Source organism: Xenorhabdus sp. TH1 (genome assembly GCF_037260955.1).
GTDB classification, from domain to species: Bacteria; Pseudomonadota; Gammaproteobacteria; order Enterobacterales; family Enterobacteriaceae; genus Xenorhabdus; species Xenorhabdus griffiniae.
In genome coordinates this window covers 2,820,103-2,840,133 of record NZ_CP147734.1, presented here as the reverse complement: position 1 = coordinate 2,840,133, position 20,031 = coordinate 2,820,103, and the positions used below count along the sequence as shown (strand labels likewise).

The following is a 20,031-nucleotide window of genomic DNA, read 5'->3' as shown; positions in this document are numbered from 1 at the left end:
CGCCGAGGATTAAAAGGGATTTACCGCTGAATGTATTATCACAGTAATGTAGAACAGCACTGTATGTCTGTGCGTTACCGTTAACTTTAGCGCAATTAACAGAGGATATCTCAGAACAGATGGCAGCAAAATTGCTCAGCCATCTGCATTGAACCAGTAAATTTGAGGAGTACAAAAATGAGAGAAAAACCGGGACTTATTTGGTATTTGGTGTTGGTTGCGCTACTTGATTTTATCGGTTTAGGAATGGTGGTGGCGATATTTCCACACATGATGATTTCCGATGCGGCTTCACTATTCCCGGACGGTTGGGATCATCAAAAAAAGGTGATTATGTTGGGAGTGTTCCTTGCAATCTATCCCCTTGGCCAATTTTTTGGTGCCTCCATACTGGGTAAAATGTCGGACATTTATGGCCGCAGAAAAATGATGCTAATGACGGTGGCGGGCACTGCAATAGCCTTTGCCATCAGTGCTTATGCGGTTATTGAAACCTCGGCAGGGCTACTGTTGCTTAGCCGTTTGCTAGCCGGGATGATGGCGGGTAACGTAGCGATTGCACAGGCAAGCATGGCTGATATCAGTGCACCGGGCAATAAAACTAAAAACCTCACCATGATCCAGACTGCATTGGGCCTGGCCTGGGTAATAGGACCACCGACCGGAGGTTGGCTAACCAATTTCTCTCTGGGGTCATTCAGTGGATATATGACGCCGTTTGTTATTATGGCTGCCATCTTTACTCTGTTATTTATTTACACGTTGGTTGCGTACCCCGATACTTTGGAAAAGCATACTCAGGAAAAAATAAATGTCTTTTCTGGTCTGGTACAAATTGCGAAAGCCTACAGCCACACTGAACTAAGAACAGCATTTGCTATCTGGACGATTTTCGTTGCGGGTTGGTGGCTGTTTGAATCTTTCCTGCCCGCTTACCTGCTGGATATTTACCGTTTCAGTTCGTTTCAGATTGGTACATTCCTCGCGTCAATGGGGGCAACCTACGCATTATTCCAATATCTCGTAGTTAGACATGTTGCCAAATTCGCTAAACCTGAAAATATGGTGCGATATTCACTTGTGGTGTCATCATTTGCTGTCATAGCAATTCCAATAGTTAGTAATGTTATTTATCTGCATATATTAATTACTCTTTTTGTCACCTCTATGGGCTTTGCATTGCCCGGCCTGATAAGCAGCATTTCAAATCTTGCGCCGGAGAATGAGCAGGGTGAAATTATGGGTTCTATCAGTTCCATACAGGCGCTGGCCACGCTGTTGGTTATGTTAGTGGGTGGTTTCCTTGATACCACTAATATCCGGGTGACAGTGGTGGGGGGCGGATTATTGCTGTTAATTAGCTGGATACTTTTTGTGGCGCGCCTGAGAGTCATGAATCGCAAAGCGGTGAGTGAGTATGAAGAACTCCAATGAAAAGCCATTATCAACAAGTATTAATTGTGGGAGCCAGCCTTGTCTGCTGCTGGCGTGTAGGCTGAAGAAAAATGGAATTGATGGGGTAGTGGTTGAAAAAAGATCCTGGCACGATGGCTGAGATCTCATTCAGGTTAATCTTCGTACTTGAATTCTATATTAATTTTCATCTTTTCAAGATCAACAGTGAGCAAACAGCCATTCCATGTGGGATGATCGTTAGTCAAATTGTTTTCCACGTAATACTTCCTTAATTCTACTAATAGTAATCTAAGGTCATAACTGGTGTGGGCATCAGGGAGAAACCAGTCTTCGTGCCCTTCGTTATCTATATAATCGTATTCATATTCACAAGTATCACCTTCTGGGGATAATGTTGCACGTACTAGTATTTTCTGCGCATCTTCTGGCCCTGTATCAACAAGTAATTGGCCAATTCTATTATGAAGCATATCTAATTCCTTCATTTTCCATTATCTCCAGGAGCATTGTTAATATCTTTCACTATTGGTTTACCACCATCAATAGAATATGTTACGTTAAAGCTTTTAGGAAGTTTACTCTCACCTTTACTTTTGTAAACAGGTACAGTTTTAACATAAACTGCTTGCCGTCTTTCTGAGATTAGCTTCTCCATTATATATAATGGCTGGAAAAATAACTCATCTTATTGAAAGTTTAGGAAAAAATTATTATTTTTTGGGTATAATTTCATCTTTTCTTTACGGTTTGAACTCTTTGAATTTGGGTAATATACTAATCTAATTTCAAAATGCGTGTGATTTATTTCCGCTAAGCGGGGAAAAATCAGGTTTCATATAGTGTTGTAAATTGCAACTTGGGTCACGCATTCAACATGTTGATTGGTTTTAAATAGAATATTCTCTTTCGATAAAAGTCCCGATGACTTTGTCATGTATTCCCGGTGATTTTGAATAACCTAATGTTTTACGATTCAGTCGCTTAATTCGATTTCTAAGGGGGAGGTTTTCACATTCAATACACTGCGTAAAACTTTTTCCGATGAGGTGTTTATCTGTGGACAATAAGTTGTAAACCTTGAATTTATCGGTACACCAAAAAACAGCTTTAAAATGCGATAATGAGTTGAAATATCCATAGTTTTCTTAGGTATGAATCATTGGTGGATGCAGGTAAATATTACTTCACATTCATAATTATTTGTTTAAACTAAATATTTCTCTTCGTTGGAATATGGTAGTAAGGTATGCATGTTCGGTGTTCAGCCAGGTTGCTTATCGTCAACCCATCTAGGCAAGTATTGTTGTTTCGTTTTGTTCACACAAACGATGCGTTGGCGGGTAAGTCTTACTGGGCTACCCCCGGTGGTGGTGTTGAACATGGTGAGTCTTTTGAACAGGCTGCTGTCAGAGAGCTGAAAGAAGAAACTGGCATTCTTCGGGATGATGTCGGGCAATATGTTGCACAGAGAACTTTCGAAATGAAGCTCCCTAGTGGAGAAATAGTTCTGGCAAAAGAGCGTTTTTTTATAGTTTTATCCGATGAGGACGAGATCAATACTAGTGGGTGGACTGATAACGAAAAATCAGTTATCCGTCGCTACCATTGGTGGGGGCTTAAAGAGCTGATTCAAACACAGGAAATAATATACCCTTCTGATATTACAAAAATAATATCTTTGCAATGTTTTTGATTAAAAAGCAAACTTTGCCGGCAGTGCTAGAAAAGCATAAAAAAATACAGAGTTAATCCAGATTAAAGTTTAGAAAATAGCGAGGTAAATTTGGAAGTAAAAAATAAGAAACAGGATCGAGTCTTTCCAAAAATAATCCTTCTATATTCAACAAGCTCTACCCCTACCAATAAACAGCAGGGATAGGTTGATAAAATTTGTCAAAATATTCCTTTCTGGGCAAAAGTAACCCGTGTTGCCTCATTCAAATCCATACCTTTCATGGTCTCAGGTTGACACCCAAGTAATTTCCTGAAATTCCTCATTACAGGACAGACAATTATTCTTTAACGCATATCATCTCCGTGGCATGTTTATTTTTTTGATCACTGTGTCAAAAAATGTATTAATTTTATCCGGATTCTGACAAATCAAAACTTTGTCACGGATATTTTCGGGAAGTTTATTAAGAAGACACTGATACTCATCATACCAGCCTTTTATCCATTTAATTTTTGTAGCTTCATTAGGGAATTCCTCAGGACGAATTCCGCGAATTTCATCATAATGCAGGTGTTGCAGAGAGTATTCTACGGGATAATCAATAAAAACGATGATATCCGGCACAGGAATAATGTAATTTATTTCCTCCCATAGATTCATATATGCCGTATGAAGTGATTTACTAATATAACCTGCTTTCAACATGAAGTTAGTAAATATGTAATCTTCAAGATAGGAACGTTCCGTCACTAAGTTGATTACAAAGTACAGGGGTTCAGTGAGTGGGAAGTGCTGGCACTGGTGTCGATGGATTTGGGGGATGGGCGAGGGCGTTATAACGATTCTAGAAAAACGTGAATGTAGTGACCACTTTCAACTGACCACTTCAGATAATTGTTTTAATGCAACAGAACCTGTTTTTAAACACAATGGGAAAATTGAGCCAGTTTAGTGATTCACTCTTCATTATATATACATTAAAAAACATTCAATATTTATTCGTATTTATGTTTTATGATAGGTTTCTTTTCTTCCTCAACATAAGAAGAGGTGTCAAATGCAACTATCGGTTCACACCTGGAGGCAGGAATTACACGAATTACAGGTTCGTTCGACACCTTTGTCTCACCTTGGCAGTTCGCACAAATATAGTCCGAATTATCTTCGGGGTTTACTCAATTATATTGAATATACAAAATATGGTAACGCTCGTATTTCACTTGTCACTTGCTCCGTTCCAGTTTTTACAAAGACCATGAGGTGAAGCCAATAACACAAATTTTTAATAAAATTAAAACGGAGACTTATTTATGAATATCATGAAAAAAGTACTGTCAGGCGTTTTTATTTTATTCACCCTAAGTTTTTTTTCAGCAACATATACCCAAACTTATAAAATAAAATCTCACGCCAACGAAAAATCATCTCAACTTGCGCAAGGAAAAAAATGTACCGCTCAGTCTTCCTACCTCGGTTATGTTGTCTCTGTTGCTATTGGGTATGGTGGGTATAACAAAGACCCGAAGATAAAAAATTATATTGCTATTACCGTAGTTGATAAAAATAGGAAAAATCCCGAATGGTACTGGTCACAGTATGATGCTAATACAGATGCAGGTAAATCTATACAAGCTCTGGCGTCATATGCTGCCGCTAGTGGGCAAAAAATTCTTGCTGAGTGCGAGGCGGTCGGAGATCACCAAAATATTAACTCCTTATGGGTCGGACCAGATGCTTGGTAGAAGGATAATGGGAGCATATTATGAACTTAATAAAGAAAAGATTTATTGCCATAATTGCAATGTTATCATTTTTACTATCTATTTTCATGGCATTTGGCCAGCCATTACCCGAAGGTGATCCAAGGCGTTCGGTTGTCGGTTTCTTTTTTGATACAGAAGGTAATGTTTATAATCCCATAATGGTTTACGGAAATACAATAAGATATAGACTGGCCGACCCAAATTTATCGATACAATATAAATATGACGGTTTCCGAGTTAATATTCGGATCGCTCCACTTATGCGTCGTGCTGCAGCATATTGGAATAATGTGCTGAATCCTTATTTTACTATCAGGGAATTTCAAGCGGGAGAACAACCTAATTTTATTCTACAAACTATGTTGCCTACTATGCTAGATAGAACCAGGCCTGATTACTATCTTGGAGATTTAGATGCAATAACTGTTATGCCTATTCAATATGAATATGATGAGATGAGATTTAACTATGGCATTACGTCACCAGGAATATTTTTTGTGCCTACCATTGCTGTATCTGACAGGCTTTACGACACTTGGGAAACCATAATGGGGGATGATCTTGATTTAAGTAGGTATGCAGAAATTTATACATATGCGCTTGTACTTCATGAGATAGGTCATGCTTTAGGGTTGGGTCATCCTGATAATGTACTCCAAGGGGTAAATCTTACGAGTACAGATGTTCACCCGATGTTTAGTAGGTTAGATAATTTAGCTGTATACAGAGACTTAGAGAGTAGTGTTCCACAAGCACCAGTAATGCTTGAATATCCAATTGCTTTTTTACTAACTTTGCATCAACAGCTTAATAGGCCATTAAATATTAATAATATTGCTATATCAGAACATGAAAGAAGATTGTTATTCAATCAGGTTTCTGGATTTTGTGATCGTTCAAATAATGCAGACTGTGATTATAATATTGTTTACCCATTAGCAAAAACAATGGTGCCCATTGTCAATATATTGCTGAGTAATTCCACACCTAAGCCAAAACCCAAAGTTAAGATTTGTACAGTTGAACTTAAGACCACAGACGAGATAGAGCTTCTCTTTTATAGTCAGTGGTATACCACCTTTACCCGAAAGGGTGGATGTCAGGTCAATCTGAGTTTAAAATGCGATGGCAGTGAAAGCGCCTGTTCCAGCGGAGACTATTCGTCACATAATAAATTCCAATTAATCATATATGATGACCAATTAATCAATGACGAGAAGCTCACTATAAGTGCTAGAGGCGCAGAAAAAAACGATGCAATGTTAAGAATAATAAACTTCTCATCAACTAATAATATGAAATTTGAAAATAAAGGTAGTGGAATAGCCAAAATTTCATATGTTGATTCAAGATGTTACTATAGTACGGGTCCCTCTTTCATGGAAATTAAACCAGATCTTGATCGTGCGTTTACCGTAGAAACTAATAATGGTTTTTTTAGTGGCTGTACATCACAACCCAAAATAATAAGCTGGAAAATTGAATACATTACATATGAATAAATTAACTAAAACTGGCAATAACATAATAATTACAGCTAGAAATTTTCAGGATCCGAGAATACTTTGTATCAAGAGTTGGTTAGACGAATTGACTGTTTTAAAAAGTTTTTCATAATAGTGGAACTCTTATATTTCTTATTTATTTTTCTGTATGTGAATACACATTAATTAAAAAGGAATGAATTGCTATGAAATCAATTTATTTGTTCGTATTATTTTGTTTTTTTGCTTGCAGTGTGTCAGCAGAGGGGAATGGAGACAAGATAACTGGCAGCCAATTGAAGCCAAATATCGCCATTTCTACAGGTAGGAATGATGAAATAAACTGCAATGGATCTATTACAGGCTATATTATTTCCGTTTCCACAGGGTATAGGGGAAATAAAAATTGGTTGGCCTTTACAGTTAAAAATAAAAGTGGTCAGAACTGGTTCTGGGCAGCTCATCTAAACAATACTGATGCAGGAAAATCCTTGCTTTCAACAGCCATTTTTGCTGCTTCTAGTGGCCAAAAAATTTATGCCGAATGTGATAATAATCACTATATTACATCTCTGTGGGTTGGGCCGGATGCGTGGTGATTCGGTTCTGTCGCATTAGTGAAGAAAGCCCGAGGATAAAGCATTAGAATACTTAGATGACTGTGCCCTGATATGTTATGACGAAACACTGCGTTATGAAAAATATTACATAGTAATAGTTTCGTCTAAACAAAAAACATATTTCCATATACATAGGGCGAAAGTGTGAAAGGTTGTATTTTGAACAATTAGTTCAGATAAAAAAACTTTTCAAAACATAAATAAGGTTAAGTTGATCGTGTTTTTGTTTATGGCATGTGTACATTACATATAACCAGAGTTCATAAAATACTCACGTCATTACCTTGCCCATATACACCCCAAAAGAGTGAATGTAAATCATCTCATGCACATCTAGTTTTATTCATCCCAAGGAGATTGTGATGTGAAATTGTAAACTAATGCATCTACTACCACGCGTACTTTTGGAGACAAGTGTTTGTTTTGAGGCCATATCGCATATATAGGAAATCCTTGTGTTTTGATATCAGGGAGTAATTTTACTAATTTGCCATCTTTTACATATTTAGAAATTAACCAATCTGATAACAAAGCTATTCCATGACCACGTAGCACCATATCTAATATGGTTTCACTGTGGTTAGAATTAATATTTCCTTGAACGTACATAGGTTTGCTTTCACCTTTTTCATCAATAAAATACCAAGGAAGGACATGCCCCTATTTCCAAACGTGATACATTGATGTTTTGCCAAATCATCTACGACGCGAGGATAGCCATATTTTTTTAAATATTGTGGACTCGCACATACCACGGTTTGCTGATAAAAAAGGCCCATTGCTAATCATACGGTTAGGGTGTGTTTTGGTAGCTATTTCATTTATATATATGTGGCTTTTACCAAGTTCATTAATCACCCTTGCTATAGGAGCGATGACATTTGACTTAGGCGTTATGGCTGCCTTGGTATCCCACCAATATATCGTTAATACTGTTGAACCTAATGCTCGTAGCAGACTTAATGGGTTGCTAATGACCGGAGCTATGTGTGGCATGGCTGTTGGCGCGGCTATTGGAAGTTTTGTATGGGCTAACTTTGGATGGGGTGGTCTATGCGCATTTTGTATATTCTCTAGCCTATTAGGTTTAGTACTTTCATCATTCCACCGTAACAATGGAGTATTCAAACATGTTTAATTGCGTTGAAGAACAACTAATTCGTCCTCCTTATATAAAAGCACGACCAGGTACACATGAACCACTAACCATTTTTCATGGTATGTCTTGATATAACTCGAAGTTTTTATCTGAGTTAACTCTTTGAGTTGTATCATAAACAGCTCAAGGCTCCAGTGAGAGAGCTCATAACCGAACTGTTGAGGTGAGAATGATCGTTGGGGAACATCACTTCGCAGTTCTCGCCCAGTTTGTGTAACGCATTGATAAGCTGAACAGCCTGACGGCTCAGGGGGCACAATATGATCGGTTTTCATTTTCATGCTCCGTTCAGAGAAGCAAACACCTTTGAGGGGTTTCCGTGTGGCAGGTATTTTCCAGACGGCATTTTCAAGGTCGATTTCCTGCCAGCGGGCAAAACGTAGTTCACTGGAGCGAACAAACGTTAGCAATGCCAACTCTACCGTGATCTTGGTCAGAAAGCGTCCGTTGGTAGGATACTTGATCATGCAGAAACAGCTAAAATGGCAACCAATAAATTTAGATTCAAAGACCGTAGCAGCATCAATAGTAGAGCAGCTAAGATCGAAGAGATAAGAAAACGATTAGAAATAAAGAAACCAATCATAGCCTCTAAGAACAAAGAAAAGATTACTCATGACGTCATAAAGAAAAAAACAGATTATACAGTTGAGTATGAAAATAGATTTAAAGCTAAGTTGAAATCAAAATTAAAAAAAGAAACCTCAAAAGCACCACAACAAGAAACAGAGCAGCGTTTTAAATATCAAACATTTAAATTGTATTAGTTCAGACTAGATCTGACACTTCGGTTTGAAAAGAAGAGAGTTACCGACTTTGATTAAAGGTGATGAATCCATAATCAAAGACTAAGAGGTAACTCTCATGCTTTATACTAGCAATCCAATCATCAAACACAAGGCGGCTGAAGAACTCAGTAATGTCTCAAGAGCCTGTAAAGTGATGGGGGTATCCAGAGATACGTTTTATCGTTATCAGGAACTCGTTGAAACAGGCGGGATTGATGCGTTAATCAACCAAAGCAGAAAAACCCCTAATTTGAAGAACCGTGTGGATGCGGAGACTGAACACGCCGTTATCAACTCGGCCATCGAATTCCCGGCCTATGGGCAAGCCAGAACAAGTAATGAACTCAGAAAAGCAGGCATCTTTGTGTCTGCCAGTGGTGTCCGTTCTATCTGGCTCAGACATCATCTTGAGAACTTCAAAAAGCGTCTAGCAGCCCTTGAAAAGAAAGTGGCTGACGAAGGCATTATCCTGACTGACGAGCAGGTTGCCGCCCTTGAACGTAAGCAGCATGATGACGAAGCTTGTGGCGAAATTGAAACCGCTCATCCTGGCTATTTAGGGTCGCAAGATACCTTTTATGTCGGTAATCTTAAAGGCGTGGGACGCTTGTACCAACAAACTTTCGTCGATACTTACAGTAAAGTGGCTTTCGCGAAACTCTATACGAGTAAAACGCCCATTACGGCGGCGGATTTACTGAATGACCGTGTGCTGCCGTTCTTCAGCGCTCATAGGTTGCCGATGTTACGTATTCTGACAGACAGAGGCACCGAATATTGCGGGCGTGTTGAGCACCATGATTACCAACTGTATCTGGCTGTCAATGATATCGACCATACCAAGACAAAGGCGATGTCACCGCAAACCAATGGCATCATTTTTATGGTGTTTAACGAAAGCTTTCACATGCTGAGGGGGAATAAGGCAAACTTTAAAACCTAGATTTTCAATCGTTCGTGCCCAATAGTGGGCGGTACTACAAGCCTCCATAGCAATCAAAGTCCCGGATTCCATTTGTCTAACAGCATCCAGTAATCGACTTCGGGTCATTTTTTTATTAAATATAATGTGATTATCGTTAAGCAAACAAAGCTGAAAAACAGATTTAGCGAGATCAATACCGAGAATTTTATGATACATGATGGACGCTCCCATAAAATGAATATGCTTATTTCATTTTGGTACAATTGACGCCATACGGGACGTCCATCTCATCAGATCAAGTCGCGACTAGTACAACTGACTTCTTTGGAACGTCATACTATAAGCGTAACTAAATGATAATTCATATCATTGAGAACTGGTAATAAAGACGGGAGATCCCAGTGCTATGGCTGGGATGGGATCGTTTTATTGCTATTCTTCGTACTTGAAGTCTATATTGATTTTCATTTTTTCAAGATCAACAGTGACTAGGCATCCATACCATACAGGTTGACCATTGGTCAGATTATTTTCTGCGTAGTATTTACGCAGCATAATTAAATTTTCGATAACATCATCATATGTTTTTGGAGATGGGGGTAAAAACCATTTTTTACTTCCGTCTTCATCAATATAGTCATATAAAAACTTAGCATGATCATTTTCAGGAGATAATTCTACATCCAGTAAAATTTTCTGTGCATTATCAGGCGCAGATTCATACAATATACGACCAATTTCTGAATAAAGTTCATCATCACTCACCATTATTTACCTCCTGGTGTATTCTCAAATCTTTCTCTTATCGGCTTTTCATTGCCTATCTGATAGGTTACCGAAAAACGGTCTGGTCTAACACCATTATCTTTGTAAGAAATATCTATTAACCCGGTGGAAAAATACATCTGTTATGCATATTTAATAAACCGTGATTTGAAATACTCTGGTCGACGTTGTAATTTTCACATACAAGAACGTGTTCTTTTTTTATCTCTTCGACACTGCGCATGGCCGGGCCGTTATGTATCATCCCTTTGATATTACAATTCGTCTGGATTCAGTTCCGGCGAATAAGCGGGAAGATAAAAGACTTCCAGGCAATGCTTCACTGACGCTTGTTCCAGCCAGTCTTTAACTTTTTGGGCATGATGAACCCGCAGATTATCCAGAATTAAAAAGGTCTTACCCTCGCTGGACGCGAGCAGTGCCCGCATAAATTTCAGCAAGGTGTCTGCCGTCAGCGGGGTTTCATACAGCATAAAGCGAACTGTTCCCTGATGAGAGAGGGCGGATATCATGTTCAGGCTATGGCGTTTAACGGGGATGGGCTGAGTTGGTGTTTTGCCTTTTGGCGCATAGCTCCGGCCATGTTGCTCTGTATTTCGGATACCGGTTTCATCGCCCCAAAAAATGTGTGCCTTTTTCTTTTTAGCCCGTTCCTGAATGCGAGGGTATTCCTCCTTCAGCCACATTTGCACTCGAACCGGGTCTTGTTCCCATGCCTTTTTCAACGGTTTTTGCGGGGTAAATCCCCCGCGTTTCAGATAATCGCCCAGCGTGCGAACGGGAATATCGAGGCGCCAGAACAGCTTGATCAAAGCCCCAACCGCACGGCGTGTCCAAAGGGAAAAGCCCAGGTGATAGTGCTCCGGCATATGATCTCGGATGGCCTCAATGACTTTCTGTTGCTGAATGGCATTCAGGCGCCCCACTTTATTTTTGGGGCCGCGTTTTTTGGCGACAATGGCAGCATGGCCTTTAACCAGATAACGTTTGTACAAGCGCCCGGCAGTATCGGGATGAAGACTCAGTAGTTGACCGATTTCGCGAAAGGTTTTCTTTTCCAAACGAAGCCGGATAACTTACTGTCTGAGGAGTTCTTGTTGCTCAATCGTGAGCTTGCGTGCATCTATTTTCATTGACACAGTATATCAGATATAAATAGCCGCCTGGTTAATACCAACTTCACATATAACAAAGGCATTTAATGCTATTCCGATGACGCAATTAGAGCAAGATGGTTTACCTAGGGGTGAAAATAATCGACGAGCTTTACCTTTTACTGGTAATGATGAACAAGGAAAGAAAATTGTTACTCAGTTATATGAGGAGTTCGATTTTGAGCAGTTTGATGTTAGTTCGCTATCTAGCTTGAAGTTTGAAAGAAGACTTCCCCGCATACTGCGTACACATGAATAAAACGACGTTATAGGAAACTATTAAAAATACAATGTGTTAACATCTAGCCAGATAATCATTGTTTGTTAATCTCACGACAGTTTGGTACAAAAATGATTCAGCCATGTCTGGCTGAATCGAAATGGATTTGCCCCTATATTGACATACACCTTTTATTACTTACCCTATTACTGGTTCGACGCAACAGGTATTCCCGTGGCGAACGGTATCCCAGTGTGCTGTGCGGATGCTGCTCATTAGTCATGGCTGAACGTCAGCGCCAGATTCATTGCGGTGGTCTGGCTGGCTGTCCGTTTCTGGCAAACCGACTACCAGGTTAAGTGTTAGCCACTACAACTGAATTTGTTGTGTGCGTAGGTGTTATTTTGCTCAGCAGTAATCTTTATCCTCAAACAGGCTACGATAATTTTACAGTGTATAATGCAGGCTTGCCGCAGTGCAGGGTGCTAGAGCCTCTTAAATCTTTCACTGAAAAGAAGGACTTCCTGCACTGAATTATTGGTAAAAGGTATTCCGCTCAGCATGTTACAATGGCGGGTGGCGTTGTGCTAACCCGACCTGGAAGACCAAAGGCCGCACTGTACCGATCCCCTCGTCCCTTTGGGGAGAGACAGGGTGAGGGGAGAAAGAATGGAACAATATTTTGAGACAGTATAATGCCCTCTATTACTCAGGATCAGTTACGGGGATTGGGTATTTCAGCTCTATCTCCGGTGCATCAGCCAGTTGCCTGCCTGATCTAACCATTAAATACCCAGCGATTTCTTCAGCTGTCAGCTCGACATGAAACATATTAGGGTCCTGGAACCACTCGTCTGGCCAAAAGATAAGATCTGATGGATTGCCATCGAAATTTTTTTCAAGGAGTGCAAGAGCAAAATTTTGTTCTGATTCTTTCCCTTCCGCGTTATACAAACAATTGATCGTTTGAACAAGCTCTTCCCAGGTAAAATCTTTATAGAATTTTTCTTGGTTGAAAGCCATTCGAGTAAATTCCTTAGCGCTGGTCCAGGAAGAGTAGTCCCTAAAATCTGAAAACTTACAGGGGCATACAACCTGACTGTTCCATTCCGAAATCATCGTTTTTAATGTGTCGTCTTCTTCACTTATACCTTCATCAATTCTTGAAAGAATATCCTCAGCTTTTTCTGCCAGCTCTTTTATCTTTTTACGACTAACTTTAGTAGGTCTCATGCGTTCCGGAAGAGGCATTTCTGGGCTCCTTGTAAAAAATTATTAATAAAATCAGTAAATTCAAAACCAGATTACTTCAAATCCATTATTGCTTCCATGTAAGTTATGGGACTAATCGATTATTTTTATTGGTATTTGCGATAAACAATGCATTCTGTTTTATAAATATAGTTTCAAGTTGACTTTATTAAAAAGAAACCTGAATTGCTACGGGGAGTTCAGACACTTTTGAGTTGAAGCTATTCACTATGTTTTTTCTAAGTATCAATACCGCTGGCTTGCTCCCTGTCACCGTGGTGTAAATGACTATATCTGGCACAAAGCCGACTGTTTGATTAGGTCTCGATCAAATCATCAATAGTGTCAGATCGAGTTTTAGTAGGTACAACTAACTCGTTTTTATCCAGAAGTGAGTTAGAGCAAGTTACCTGATTTGGTCACACCATAAAATTGGAACGGGTAGATTGCATCCGAATCAATGCAAATAATACCATCACGCTTCTGACATTATTTCTTTGTCTCGGAAAATGAATGACGCATTAACCTTATTATTTCGATTGATTAGCGTAGAAAAGTTTATTGATGATCCAGTCGCTTGTCAGGATCACCTTCGGGTAGCGACACCCACACTCCCGTCTCCTGACCCGCCAGTATACCGACTGGTCTGAGACGCCCGATATCGGTGTGTGCTGGGATAAGCTGAATACTTACCCGGGATCGGCGCAGTTTTACGACGCGCAATACGGTATGGAATGGCTGTTGGGTCACCATGTCCGCTGGGAGAGCTAGCCGGCGCTTTATCTGGTCAACGAGGAAAAGCAGGATATGAACCTGCCCGTGCCGGCCATCGCTGTTGGGCAATAACGAGTTGTTTACCCCATCATTAGCTACAAGCGGCATAAATTCCCTTTTCACTTTGGCGTCTTTCGGGGCGCTTTTAGTGGAGCAATACCATACGGAATGACGCTCGGCATAATTTATCCAGTCGTTATGTCATACGTCGTTTTTTGCGTAGGTAGAAATCTTTCAGGAACGTCACGGAAACACATTGTTCTGCGTGCAAAATAAAGATCTTTCCTCGGCAATGCTGAACGCAGCAAAAGGCGTCAGGCACCTGCCTTATTTCAAATTCCCCTCTTTGCCTGCTGAAGGAGAAATGGAAAGTATCGGTTTTCCCCTCGTAGCCAAACCTGTTAATGGAGCCTGCGGGCGCGGCCTTTTCAAGCTCAATTCATATCAGGAACTGTCTGCTTGGGTTCGGCAAAACGAAAGATACCTTGATGATTATTACGTCCAGCCTTATATCCCGAAACTCAATAACGAAGATTACATAATTATCGTTGTAAATCAGTTGGTTGAATGGGGTCTCAGGGTGACTAGCCAGTACGATGGCTTTGTTTTCGTAATGTGTCATGATCTGCTTACCTTTAAACTAGTAGGTTATGGGTGACTCTCTCGGTGTCAGGCAAAAGCTCAAGACTGCTTCGTTTTTGCCTGCCAGCGATAACGTGGCCAGCGAACACTAAAACATATCATCGCCAACGTTAGCGGCCAGCCAACCACTAGCAGGAATGTATTCAATAATGGGCTGTGTAAGTGATACAGTAGGTAGACTAGGATTGCTTTGCACAGATAAACGATTATCCACGTCAGTGATATTTCTCGCCAGACGCGAAAATAGGCGGGTGAGCCGTATATGTTCAGTGTCCTAAGTTGTGGTCTTGCCTGTTCGGCTAAGATCTGGATAACGGACTCACCGCGCAGCGAATAAAAAAGGAAAACCACCGCAACCGTTAATGCGCCACTTAGCGACAGAAAAACATCCTCCCGTTGAACGGGCAGCCACGCGGGATGACGCAGGAATAAATAGTGGCATAGACCGGAAAGCAGGATCATCAGCACAACGGCCAGCGTCGCCTGACGATTTTTGCTTTGTAGCGCGAGAAATGCGGCCCAAACCGCGCTGACCAGCAACGCCGTACCAATGCCAAATAAGTACAGCGCACTATAATAAAGTGCTAACGGAATGATGATGTTCAGTAACGCTGTACGAGAGCGCAGGTAATGCAGAAAAGTAAAAGGGGTATTCTGGCTCATTTTATTATTTCTCCTGTGAGGACTGGAATAACCGGAAATTCTTTGTTGCGAGCAATGCCATGATCGCTGTGGCCATCATCATCCCGCCCATCACATAAAAGATGTCATTAAACGCGATGATTTGAGCCTGCAACTTAATGTCTTTAATTAATATTGCATAGGCGGTCTGTTGAACATTGAGGTTATTTAGCGAGCCACCGTGATGGATCAAAAGCGCTTTGACGCTATCCACGTAGCGATTAAACGTATCGCTATCGGAAGTTATCGTCGATTGGATCTGTTTGGCATGCATCCACGCATGATTAACGTAGAGGGTGGAAAGAATAGCCGTATCCTATCAGGCAAATCCTCCTGCTATTCCTAATAGACTGACAATTAGTGCAACACCTTTATGGAAATATACGCCAATTTTATCGCCCGGATTGACACCTTGTTTAATTAAATAACCAGCCAGAGCTGTTAAGCGATTGTCCAACTCCTCATAATTTATTGATGAATTATCAATTCTCAACGCTACGGCGTGAAGTGTTTTCATTTTCTGCGCCATAAATTGCGCATGAATTGTCTTTTCCGATTTCATAACCGGTTTCCTTCATTCTAAGATAATATATAACAACGCACAGAATAATCCGGGGCGAGTGCTCTTTCTGCTGATGAGTAACAAAAGTTAAATCTCCTGAAATACTTTTTGACTGATGTCACTCACGTAAGTTTTTTTCATTCCAGTTGTCTACTCATGTAGGTTGCTCTTATCTTGAGTTTGACGAACAGAATACAGGAAAAAATCGGGCTGTAGACTCAGACAGCAACATCGTTGATTGTGTGTTTACCTCGCATAGAGATAAGACAGCTGCCCTTGCATTTCTTTAAAAAATCGATGGGTCAACATGGCCAACCGGATATCGTCATGATGGGTAAAAGTGGGGCTAATAAAGCGGGGGTTATTGAATTAACTTATTGAAAATAAAAGATATAATTGTTTTTATCCGGCAAGGTAAATATTTCAATAACCTGATTGGACAGGATCACTTTAATGTTAAACTTCGGACGGTTCCCATGCTGGGCCTGCAAAATTTCCGACGAGTTCAGACTCGGTTAGCTGGTCATCATAGACAGGATCTTAAACATTAACTGTATATTTTAGATAGAAAAAAGGCTTCATTTGTGATCTGATAATCGTCGCCAAATTCATATCAAAATCACGGATGAAGCCTGTGACGATTATCGCTATAAAACATCAGTTTTTTCTCAACAAAATAATGTCACGCCATTTATTACATTGTTGACATTATTCAGTCTGGCTTTACAAAAAACAGCTTACTGTAATCAGCCGATTGGTATTCCGTCTCCTGACCCGCCAGTATACCGACTGGTTTAGGATGGTGAGCTGGTCTGAGACACCCGATATTGGCGCGTGCTGGGATAAGCTGAATGTTTATCCAGAGTCGGCGCAGCCTGCGATATGCTGATGATAATGCCAACCCGGCTGGCGACGGAAATTAACGGTAACAGTGGCTTACTAAAAGGGATTGCAACTGCGGCGCAGTTTTACGACGCGCAATACGGTATGGAATGGCCGTTGGGTCACCATGTCCGCTGGGAGAGCTAGCCGGCACTTTATCTGGTCAACGAGGAAAAGCAGGATATGAACCGGCCCGTGCCGGCCATCGCTGTTGGGCAATAACGCGTTGTTTACCCCATCATTAGCTACAAGCGGCATAAATTCCCTTTTCACTTTGGCGTCTTTCGGGGCGCTTTTAGTGGAGCAATACCATACAGGTTTAAAGATATGGCATAAACTGTCATATGGTAATTACATGGTATCGTAAACAGGAATATGATTGAACAATCTGTTTGATATCCTAAAAGCTTAGGGTATAGATAGAATAACACCCTAAACATTCGTACATTAGTTTGATATTCAGGGTGAAGTTTTGGGATAGCTATTTAATGAATCAAATCAAAAACGGTAGCCAACGCCAACTACAAATGTTCCTACTTTAGCTTTATCACCTAAATCAGAATATTCGTAAGTAACATCGACAGCTATATTTGAGATCGGATTAAATTGTAATCCTGCAGCGTAGGCAACAGCAGATTTATTTTCGTTATGTATCGTAAATACTCCTAGACCAGATCCAGTTTGATGATCGTCAATATTAGCTGTACCAATCAAAGCATAAGTGCTGACATATTCATTAAAGCGATAGGTTGGACCTACCATCCATGACCTGTAAGTAATATCTCTGGTAAGTTTTCCCAGATGGCCATAGGTAGGGGAACTTAGGGTTTGGTTTTCGCCTTCTCTGGTCAGTGTGAACGAGCCTATCACGCCCCAATTATCATTAAATTCATAACGATATTTCAGGTTGACACCTCTTGGATCTTTATCCAGTTTATCGCCTTCAAGTTTCATTTTCACATCACTTTGGGCATAGCCTACTGAAATGGTGTGTTTGCCACTTGCATTTGCTGTGAATGAAGCAATAGATAATCCAGCAACAATCGCTGAGGTCAATAGCACTTTTTTCATGATAATTATCTCTTTATTGTATAAATCGTGCAGCAATATATATAAATTCCGAAAAAAAACAATGGAAAAAATAACTAATATAAATTAGTTTAATTGAAGTAATTATGAGCAGTTATGATTGACTTGATTTTTTTATTTCTTGCAAGAAATATCAACTGAACCACCCTGTATGATTGTGTGGATAAAGAGAATCATAAACCTTCCCATAAAATTGAATTAACATTTTGATATAATTATAAAAATAAGTCTTTTCAGTAAGTGAAATAAGGAGTGAATCGAGTCAGATGAATTTTCCTCATCGCATAAAGAGTTTTTCCTTGTTCCAGATTGGGATTCACTGACGCTGAACCCAATTTGGACCGAAAGAGGAAAAATGATGTTTGCACGTTTTAAATCCCATTTTGCTCCCCAGTCTGCCACACTGCAAAAATCGTCCGGACAAAAACCGGAAGCCATGTGTGATCGTCGGGCTATTTCCAGCCGCAATCGGCGGATGAATTGCTGGCCTCCTCGTTGCATCGTCAGTACCTGCAACAATTATGGTAAAACAGTGCCTTACCAGAAGGGAAGTGGTTAGGGAGTGGTGGATTTGCTGACCTGACACTGCAATTTACCACCTGTGCCGTGCGGTTAGCGAAAGGGCATTTATTACCGCCTGGTATGGCACCGGAAACGCAGGCAGCACAGAGCCTGTTATGGCAGGCGGTGGTGTTCTGGGCGGCGTTGTTTTACCACCTGCCGTTGTTGCGGCAGCTCGAAGTGGAGCTGGAAGACGGGCATGTCTGGCAACCGGGTATTGGTATTCCCGACAAACCGTTTCGTTTCCGTTTTCGCACACCGGAGAACATACCGTCGATTCCGCAGGAAGTGCTGCTGGCTGCCAGTTTATTACCGGAAAAAGCCATTATGTGGCTGATTTCCGTACCGGAAGCCTGGCACTGCCTGATGTTGCACCTCAATGGTTGCCCCTCCTCCGTCCCCCTGATTGACGCGTTGCTTCAGGACGCTGCCGGGCAGGTGCATTCCCCGTGGGTGAAACAAGTGGGTTTGCCAACGGCAGCCGAAACGGCTCTGGTTTCCGAAGCCAGCACAAGGCCGGAAACCCAATCGGCTGCTGCCGCAAATAAAATGAAAAGTTCCTCTCCATCGACAGCCGACGATACCCGGATGTTATTGTCATTATTTCAATCAAATGGTGAATTTTCATTGTCTGTTAATACAAATGAGAATGATAACGATTTAAAAACAAGCAAACGCACAGGCAGGCTGCCAGAAAATAGGGTTCCTGCCGGGGAGACGTTGCCATGATATTAATAATGAAATAATTTCAATTTGTGATTGATTTTTAACGGAATGATTAACGGCTTTTTCTATTGAAAAGCCGCTGGGTTGTGTTGTTGATAACAGGAAAAAACTGATGCACGGAACAGAAGAAACCCTCAGTTGGGAAGGGCTATTAGAAGAATACTTTTTTTCACATATCCTGAGACCGGATACCGAATGGAGTTATCGTAAGGTCACACGGGGTTTTATCCGGTTTATGGGGGAAGCGGCCTCACCGGCGCAGGTTATTCACCGGGATGTGCTGCGGTGGCGGCGCCATCTTCTGGTGGAGAAAAAACAGTCGAGCCACACCTGGAATAATAAGGTGGCTCACCTGCAGGCGATCTTTAATTTCGGTATGGAGCAAAAACTGCTGCCCCACACTGAAAACCCGTTTAACAATGCGGTGGTTAAAAAGGAGAAGAAAAAGAAGAAGATTTTGAGTCAATTGCAGATAACCCGGATTAATCTGTTGATGGGAAAGTTTGCTGAAGAAGAACGGACTGGGGTGATGCCACGGGGAGGGCGTTGTGCCCTGTATCCGACCTGGTATTGGTCAACAGTGCTGGCGACATTGCGCTTTACGGGGATGCACCAGAACCAGTTATTGCACCTGCGGCTGCGGGATATTAATCTGGAAAGCAATTATATTGAACTGGGACTGGAAGGCAGTAAAAACCACAGCGAATGGGATATACCGATTATCCCGCAACTCAAACCCCGGTTGGCACAACTCGTGGCAAGGGCGGTGGCTGCCGGGGCAGAAGGCAACGATCCGATTTTCGATCTCAGTCGGTTATGTTGTGCTTTAATAAATTCGGACATTTTGGTAAAGGAATAGAATGACTTTAATTA

The 20,031-nt window shown here is 41.0% G+C and carries 23 protein-coding genes and 7 pseudogenes; 16 read left to right on the top strand and 14 right to left on the bottom strand.

What is annotated here, in order from left to right:
* Positions 1-177: 177 nt before the first annotated feature.
* Positions 178-1,434 carry an MFS transporter gene (locus tag WDV74_RS12600; protein ID WP_338883111.1) on the top strand — a complete coding sequence of 419 codons (1,257 nt, stop codon included), beginning with the start codon at positions 178-180 and terminating at the stop codon, positions 1,432-1,434.
* 134 nt (positions 1,435-1,568) lie between these two features.
* Here WDV74_RS12600 and WDV74_RS12595 read toward each other — a convergent pair whose 3' ends face one another.
* Together WDV74_RS12595 and WDV74_RS12590 are read right to left on the bottom strand one after the other, a co-directional pair.
* Positions 1,569-1,886, bottom strand: coding sequence for a hypothetical protein (locus WDV74_RS12595; RefSeq protein ID WP_338883110.1), 318 nt, complete (start codon positions 1,884-1,886; stop codon positions 1,569-1,571).
* Between the two features lie 417 nt (positions 1,887-2,303).
* Positions 2,304-2,513, bottom strand: a pseudogene (locus tag WDV74_RS12590) (IS1 family transposase); the annotation flags it as partial.
* 149 nt (positions 2,514-2,662) lie between these two features.
* Here WDV74_RS12590 and WDV74_RS12585 point away from each other — a divergent pair.
* A complete protein-coding gene (locus tag WDV74_RS12585; protein ID WP_338883109.1) occupies positions 2,663-3,109 on the top strand; it encodes an NUDIX domain-containing protein in 447 nt (148 codons plus the stop codon).
* A gap of 200 nt (positions 3,110-3,309) precedes the next feature.
* Here the strand turns inward: WDV74_RS12585 and WDV74_RS12580 are convergent.
* Positions 3,310-3,415: pseudogene (locus tag WDV74_RS12580) on the bottom strand (nucleoside triphosphatase NudI); the annotation flags it as partial.
* Positions 3,416-3,445: 30 nt separating this feature from the next.
* Positions 3,446-3,841: a hypothetical protein gene (locus WDV74_RS12575; RefSeq protein ID WP_338883107.1), complete on the bottom strand. Its 396-nt coding sequence runs from the start codon at positions 3,839-3,841 to the stop codon at positions 3,446-3,448.
* Positions 3,842-4,401: 560 nt separating this feature from the next.
* On the opposite strand from WDV74_RS12575, the gene WDV74_RS12570 reads away from it, so the two are divergent.
* The 3 genes from WDV74_RS12570 (at position 4,402) to WDV74_RS12560 (ending at position 6,937) form a co-directional block, all read left to right on the top strand.
* Entirely contained in the window at positions 4,402-4,833 is a 432-nt protein-coding gene (locus tag WDV74_RS12570) for a hypothetical protein (protein WP_338883106.1), read from the top strand.
* A 20-nt stretch (positions 4,834-4,853) separates the two neighbouring features.
* Positions 4,854-6,356 (top strand): hypothetical protein, encoded by a 1,503-nt coding sequence (locus WDV74_RS12565; RefSeq protein WP_338883105.1) that lies wholly within the window; start codon positions 4,854-4,856, stop codon positions 6,354-6,356.
* Between the two features lie 188 nt (positions 6,357-6,544).
* Positions 6,545-6,937 (top strand): hypothetical protein, encoded by a 393-nt coding sequence (locus tag WDV74_RS12560; RefSeq protein WP_338883104.1) that lies wholly within the window; start codon positions 6,545-6,547, stop codon positions 6,935-6,937.
* Between the two features lie 360 nt (positions 6,938-7,297).
* Here the strand turns inward: WDV74_RS12560 and WDV74_RS12555 are convergent, their stop codons facing one another.
* Complete coding sequence (locus WDV74_RS12555; protein ID WP_338883102.1) at positions 7,298-7,567, bottom strand: LysR substrate-binding domain-containing protein; 270 nt, start codon at positions 7,565-7,567, stop codon at positions 7,298-7,300.
* 196 nt (positions 7,568-7,763) lie between these two features.
* On the opposite strand from WDV74_RS12555, the gene WDV74_RS12550 reads away from it, so the two are divergent.
* A complete protein-coding gene (locus WDV74_RS12550; protein WP_338883100.1) occupies positions 7,764-8,096 on the top strand; it encodes a hypothetical protein in 333 nt (110 codons plus the stop codon).
* Here the strand turns inward: WDV74_RS12550 and WDV74_RS12545 are convergent.
* Positions 8,093-8,584, bottom strand: a complete 492-nt coding sequence (locus WDV74_RS12545; RefSeq protein ID WP_338883099.1) for a tyrosine-type recombinase/integrase — start codon at positions 8,582-8,584, stop codon at positions 8,093-8,095. The two genes, WDV74_RS12550 and WDV74_RS12545, sit on opposite strands and share 4 nt — an antisense overlap.
* A 15-nt stretch (positions 8,585-8,599) precedes the next feature.
* Here WDV74_RS12545 and WDV74_RS12540 point away from each other — a divergent pair, with 15 nt between their 5' ends.
* Positions 8,600-8,884: a hypothetical protein gene (locus tag WDV74_RS12540; protein ID WP_338883098.1), complete on the top strand. Its 285-nt coding sequence runs from the start codon at positions 8,600-8,602 to the stop codon at positions 8,882-8,884.
* Positions 8,885-8,981: 97 nt separating this feature from the next.
* Positions 8,982-9,782: pseudogene (locus WDV74_RS12535) on the top strand (IS481 family transposase); the annotation flags it as partial.
* Positions 9,783-10,262: 480 nt separating this feature from the next.
* Here WDV74_RS12535 and WDV74_RS12530 read toward each other — a convergent pair.
* Positions 10,263-10,598: a hypothetical protein gene (locus WDV74_RS12530; protein WP_338883097.1), complete on the bottom strand. Its 336-nt coding sequence runs from the start codon at positions 10,596-10,598 to the stop codon at positions 10,263-10,265.
* A gap of 272 nt (positions 10,599-10,870) precedes the next feature.
* A complete protein-coding gene (locus WDV74_RS12525) occupies positions 10,871-11,677 on the bottom strand; it encodes an IS630 family transposase (RefSeq protein WP_338883096.1) in 807 nt (268 codons plus the stop codon).
* A gap of 151 nt (positions 11,678-11,828) precedes the next feature.
* On the opposite strand from WDV74_RS12525, the gene WDV74_RS12520 reads away from it, so the two are divergent.
* Positions 11,829-12,029 carry a hypothetical protein gene (locus WDV74_RS12520; protein ID WP_338883094.1) on the top strand — a complete coding sequence of 67 codons (201 nt, stop codon included), beginning with the start codon at positions 11,829-11,831 and terminating at the stop codon, positions 12,027-12,029.
* Between the two features lie 133 nt (positions 12,030-12,162).
* Here the strand turns inward: WDV74_RS12520 and WDV74_RS12515 are convergent.
* Both WDV74_RS12515 and WDV74_RS12510 read right to left on the bottom strand, forming a co-directional pair.
* Positions 12,163-12,295: pseudogene (locus tag WDV74_RS12515) on the bottom strand (IS3 family transposase); the annotation flags it as partial.
* Positions 12,296-12,695: 400 nt separating this feature from the next.
* Entirely contained in the window at positions 12,696-13,241 is a 546-nt protein-coding gene (locus WDV74_RS12510; protein ID WP_338883093.1) for a hypothetical protein, read from the bottom strand.
* Positions 13,242-13,853: 612 nt separating this feature from the next.
* On the opposite strand from WDV74_RS12510, the pseudogene WDV74_RS12505 reads away from it, so the two are divergent.
* Positions 13,854-14,087: pseudogene (locus WDV74_RS12505) on the top strand (hypothetical protein); the annotation flags it as partial.
* A gap of 193 nt (positions 14,088-14,280) precedes the next feature.
* The gene (locus WDV74_RS12500; RefSeq protein WP_338883091.1) at positions 14,281-14,673 is read left to right on the top strand and encodes a hypothetical protein; all 393 of its coding nucleotides are present in this window, start codon (positions 14,281-14,283) and stop codon (positions 14,671-14,673) included.
* A 23-nt stretch (positions 14,674-14,696) separates the two neighbouring features.
* Here the strand turns inward: WDV74_RS12500 and WDV74_RS12495 are convergent, their stop codons facing one another.
* Genes WDV74_RS12495 through WDV74_RS12485 form a run of 3 tightly spaced genes read right to left on the bottom strand, consistent with a single transcriptional unit; the run spans position 14,697 to position 15,900 of the window.
* Positions 14,697-15,320, bottom strand: a complete 624-nt coding sequence (locus tag WDV74_RS12495) for a hypothetical protein (protein WP_338883089.1) — start codon at positions 15,318-15,320, stop codon at positions 14,697-14,699.
* 4 nt (positions 15,321-15,324) lie between these two features.
* A complete protein-coding gene (locus tag WDV74_RS12490) occupies positions 15,325-15,612 on the bottom strand; it encodes a hypothetical protein (protein ID WP_338883087.1) in 288 nt (95 codons plus the stop codon).
* Between the two features lie 45 nt (positions 15,613-15,657).
* Positions 15,658-15,900 (bottom strand): AMP-binding protein, encoded by a 243-nt coding sequence (locus WDV74_RS12485; RefSeq protein ID WP_338883085.1) that lies wholly within the window; start codon positions 15,898-15,900, stop codon positions 15,658-15,660.
* Positions 15,901-16,106: 206 nt separating this feature from the next.
* On the opposite strand from WDV74_RS12485, the pseudogene WDV74_RS12480 reads away from it, so the two are divergent.
* Positions 16,107-16,424 (top strand): annotated as a pseudogene (locus WDV74_RS12480) (DDE-type integrase/transposase/recombinase); the annotation flags it as partial.
* Positions 16,425-16,654: 230 nt separating this feature from the next.
* Positions 16,655-17,004, top strand: a pseudogene (locus WDV74_RS12475) (DUF1281 domain-containing protein); the annotation flags it as partial.
* Between the two features lie 276 nt (positions 17,005-17,280).
* Here the strand turns inward: WDV74_RS12475 and WDV74_RS12470 are convergent.
* A complete protein-coding gene (locus tag WDV74_RS12470) occupies positions 17,281-17,853 on the bottom strand; it encodes an Ail/Lom family outer membrane beta-barrel protein (RefSeq protein WP_338883083.1) in 573 nt (190 codons plus the stop codon).
* A 373-nt stretch (positions 17,854-18,226) separates the two neighbouring features.
* On the opposite strand from WDV74_RS12470, the gene WDV74_RS12465 reads away from it, so the two are divergent.
* The 3 genes from WDV74_RS12465 (at position 18,227) to WDV74_RS12455 (ending at position 20,017) form a co-directional block, all read left to right on the top strand.
* Positions 18,227-18,430, top strand: a complete 204-nt coding sequence (locus WDV74_RS12465; RefSeq protein WP_338883081.1) for a hypothetical protein — start codon at positions 18,227-18,229, stop codon at positions 18,428-18,430.
* 47 nt (positions 18,431-18,477) lie between these two features.
* Positions 18,478-19,161: a TraI domain-containing protein gene (locus tag WDV74_RS12460; RefSeq protein WP_338883079.1), complete on the top strand. Its 684-nt coding sequence runs from the start codon at positions 18,478-18,480 to the stop codon at positions 19,159-19,161.
* A gap of 109 nt (positions 19,162-19,270) precedes the next feature.
* On the top strand, positions 19,271-20,017 hold the full coding sequence (locus WDV74_RS12455) for a site-specific integrase (RefSeq protein WP_338883077.1): 747 nt from the start codon (positions 19,271-19,273) through the stop codon (positions 20,015-20,017).
* Positions 20,018-20,031 lie beyond the last annotated feature (14 nt).

What these genes read in the sequence shown, in the direction of transcription:
- WDV74_RS12470 (WP_338883083.1), bottom strand. Translation starts at nt 17,853, where the DNA reads ATGAAAAAAGTGCTATTGACCTCAGCGATTGTTGCTGGATTATCTATT.
- WDV74_RS12485 (WP_338883085.1), bottom strand. Translation starts at nt 15,900, where the DNA reads ATGAAATCGGAAAAGACAATTCATGCGCAATTTATGGCGCAGAAAATG.
- WDV74_RS12560 (WP_338883104.1), top strand. Translation starts at nt 6,545, where the DNA reads ATGAAATCAATTTATTTGTTCGTATTATTTTGTTTTTTTGCTTGCAGT.
- WDV74_RS12540 (WP_338883098.1), top strand. Translation starts at nt 8,600, where the DNA reads ATGGCAACCAATAAATTTAGATTCAAAGACCGTAGCAGCATCAATAGT.
- WDV74_RS12510 (WP_338883093.1), bottom strand. Translation starts at nt 13,241, where the DNA reads ATGCCTCTTCCGGAACGCATGAGACCTACTAAAGTTAGTCGTAAAAAG.
- WDV74_RS12495 (WP_338883089.1), bottom strand. Translation starts at nt 15,320, where the DNA reads ATGAGCCAGAATACCCCTTTTACTTTTCTGCATTACCTGCGCTCTCGT.
- WDV74_RS12455 (WP_338883077.1), top strand. Translation starts at nt 19,271, where the DNA reads ATGCACGGAACAGAAGAAACCCTCAGTTGGGAAGGGCTATTAGAAGAA.
- WDV74_RS12585 (WP_338883109.1), top strand. Translation starts at nt 2,663, where the DNA reads ATGCATGTTCGGTGTTCAGCCAGGTTGCTTATCGTCAACCCATCTAGG.
- WDV74_RS12595 (WP_338883110.1), bottom strand. Translation starts at nt 1,886, where the DNA reads ATGCTTCATAATAGAATTGGCCAATTACTTGTTGATACAGGGCCAGAA.
- WDV74_RS12600 (WP_338883111.1), top strand. Translation starts at nt 178, where the DNA reads ATGAGAGAAAAACCGGGACTTATTTGGTATTTGGTGTTGGTTGCGCTA.
- WDV74_RS12570 (WP_338883106.1), top strand. Translation starts at nt 4,402, where the DNA reads ATGAATATCATGAAAAAAGTACTGTCAGGCGTTTTTATTTTATTCACC.
- WDV74_RS12555 (WP_338883102.1), bottom strand. Translation starts at nt 7,567, where the DNA reads ATGTACGTTCAAGGAAATATTAATTCTAACCACAGTGAAACCATATTA.
- WDV74_RS12520 (WP_338883094.1), top strand. Translation starts at nt 11,829, where the DNA reads ATGACGCAATTAGAGCAAGATGGTTTACCTAGGGGTGAAAATAATCGA.
- WDV74_RS12490 (WP_338883087.1), bottom strand. Translation starts at nt 15,612, where the DNA reads ATGCATGCCAAACAGATCCAATCGACGATAACTTCCGATAGCGATACG.
- WDV74_RS12530 (WP_338883097.1), bottom strand. Translation starts at nt 10,598, where the DNA reads ATGGTGAGTGATGATGAACTTTATTCAGAAATTGGTCGTATATTGTAT.
- WDV74_RS12545 (WP_338883099.1), bottom strand. Translation starts at nt 8,584, where the DNA reads ATGATCAAGTATCCTACCAACGGACGCTTTCTGACCAAGATCACGGTA.
- WDV74_RS12565 (WP_338883105.1), top strand. Translation starts at nt 4,854, where the DNA reads ATGAACTTAATAAAGAAAAGATTTATTGCCATAATTGCAATGTTATCA.
- WDV74_RS12465 (WP_338883081.1), top strand. Translation starts at nt 18,227, where the DNA reads ATGATGTTTGCACGTTTTAAATCCCATTTTGCTCCCCAGTCTGCCACA.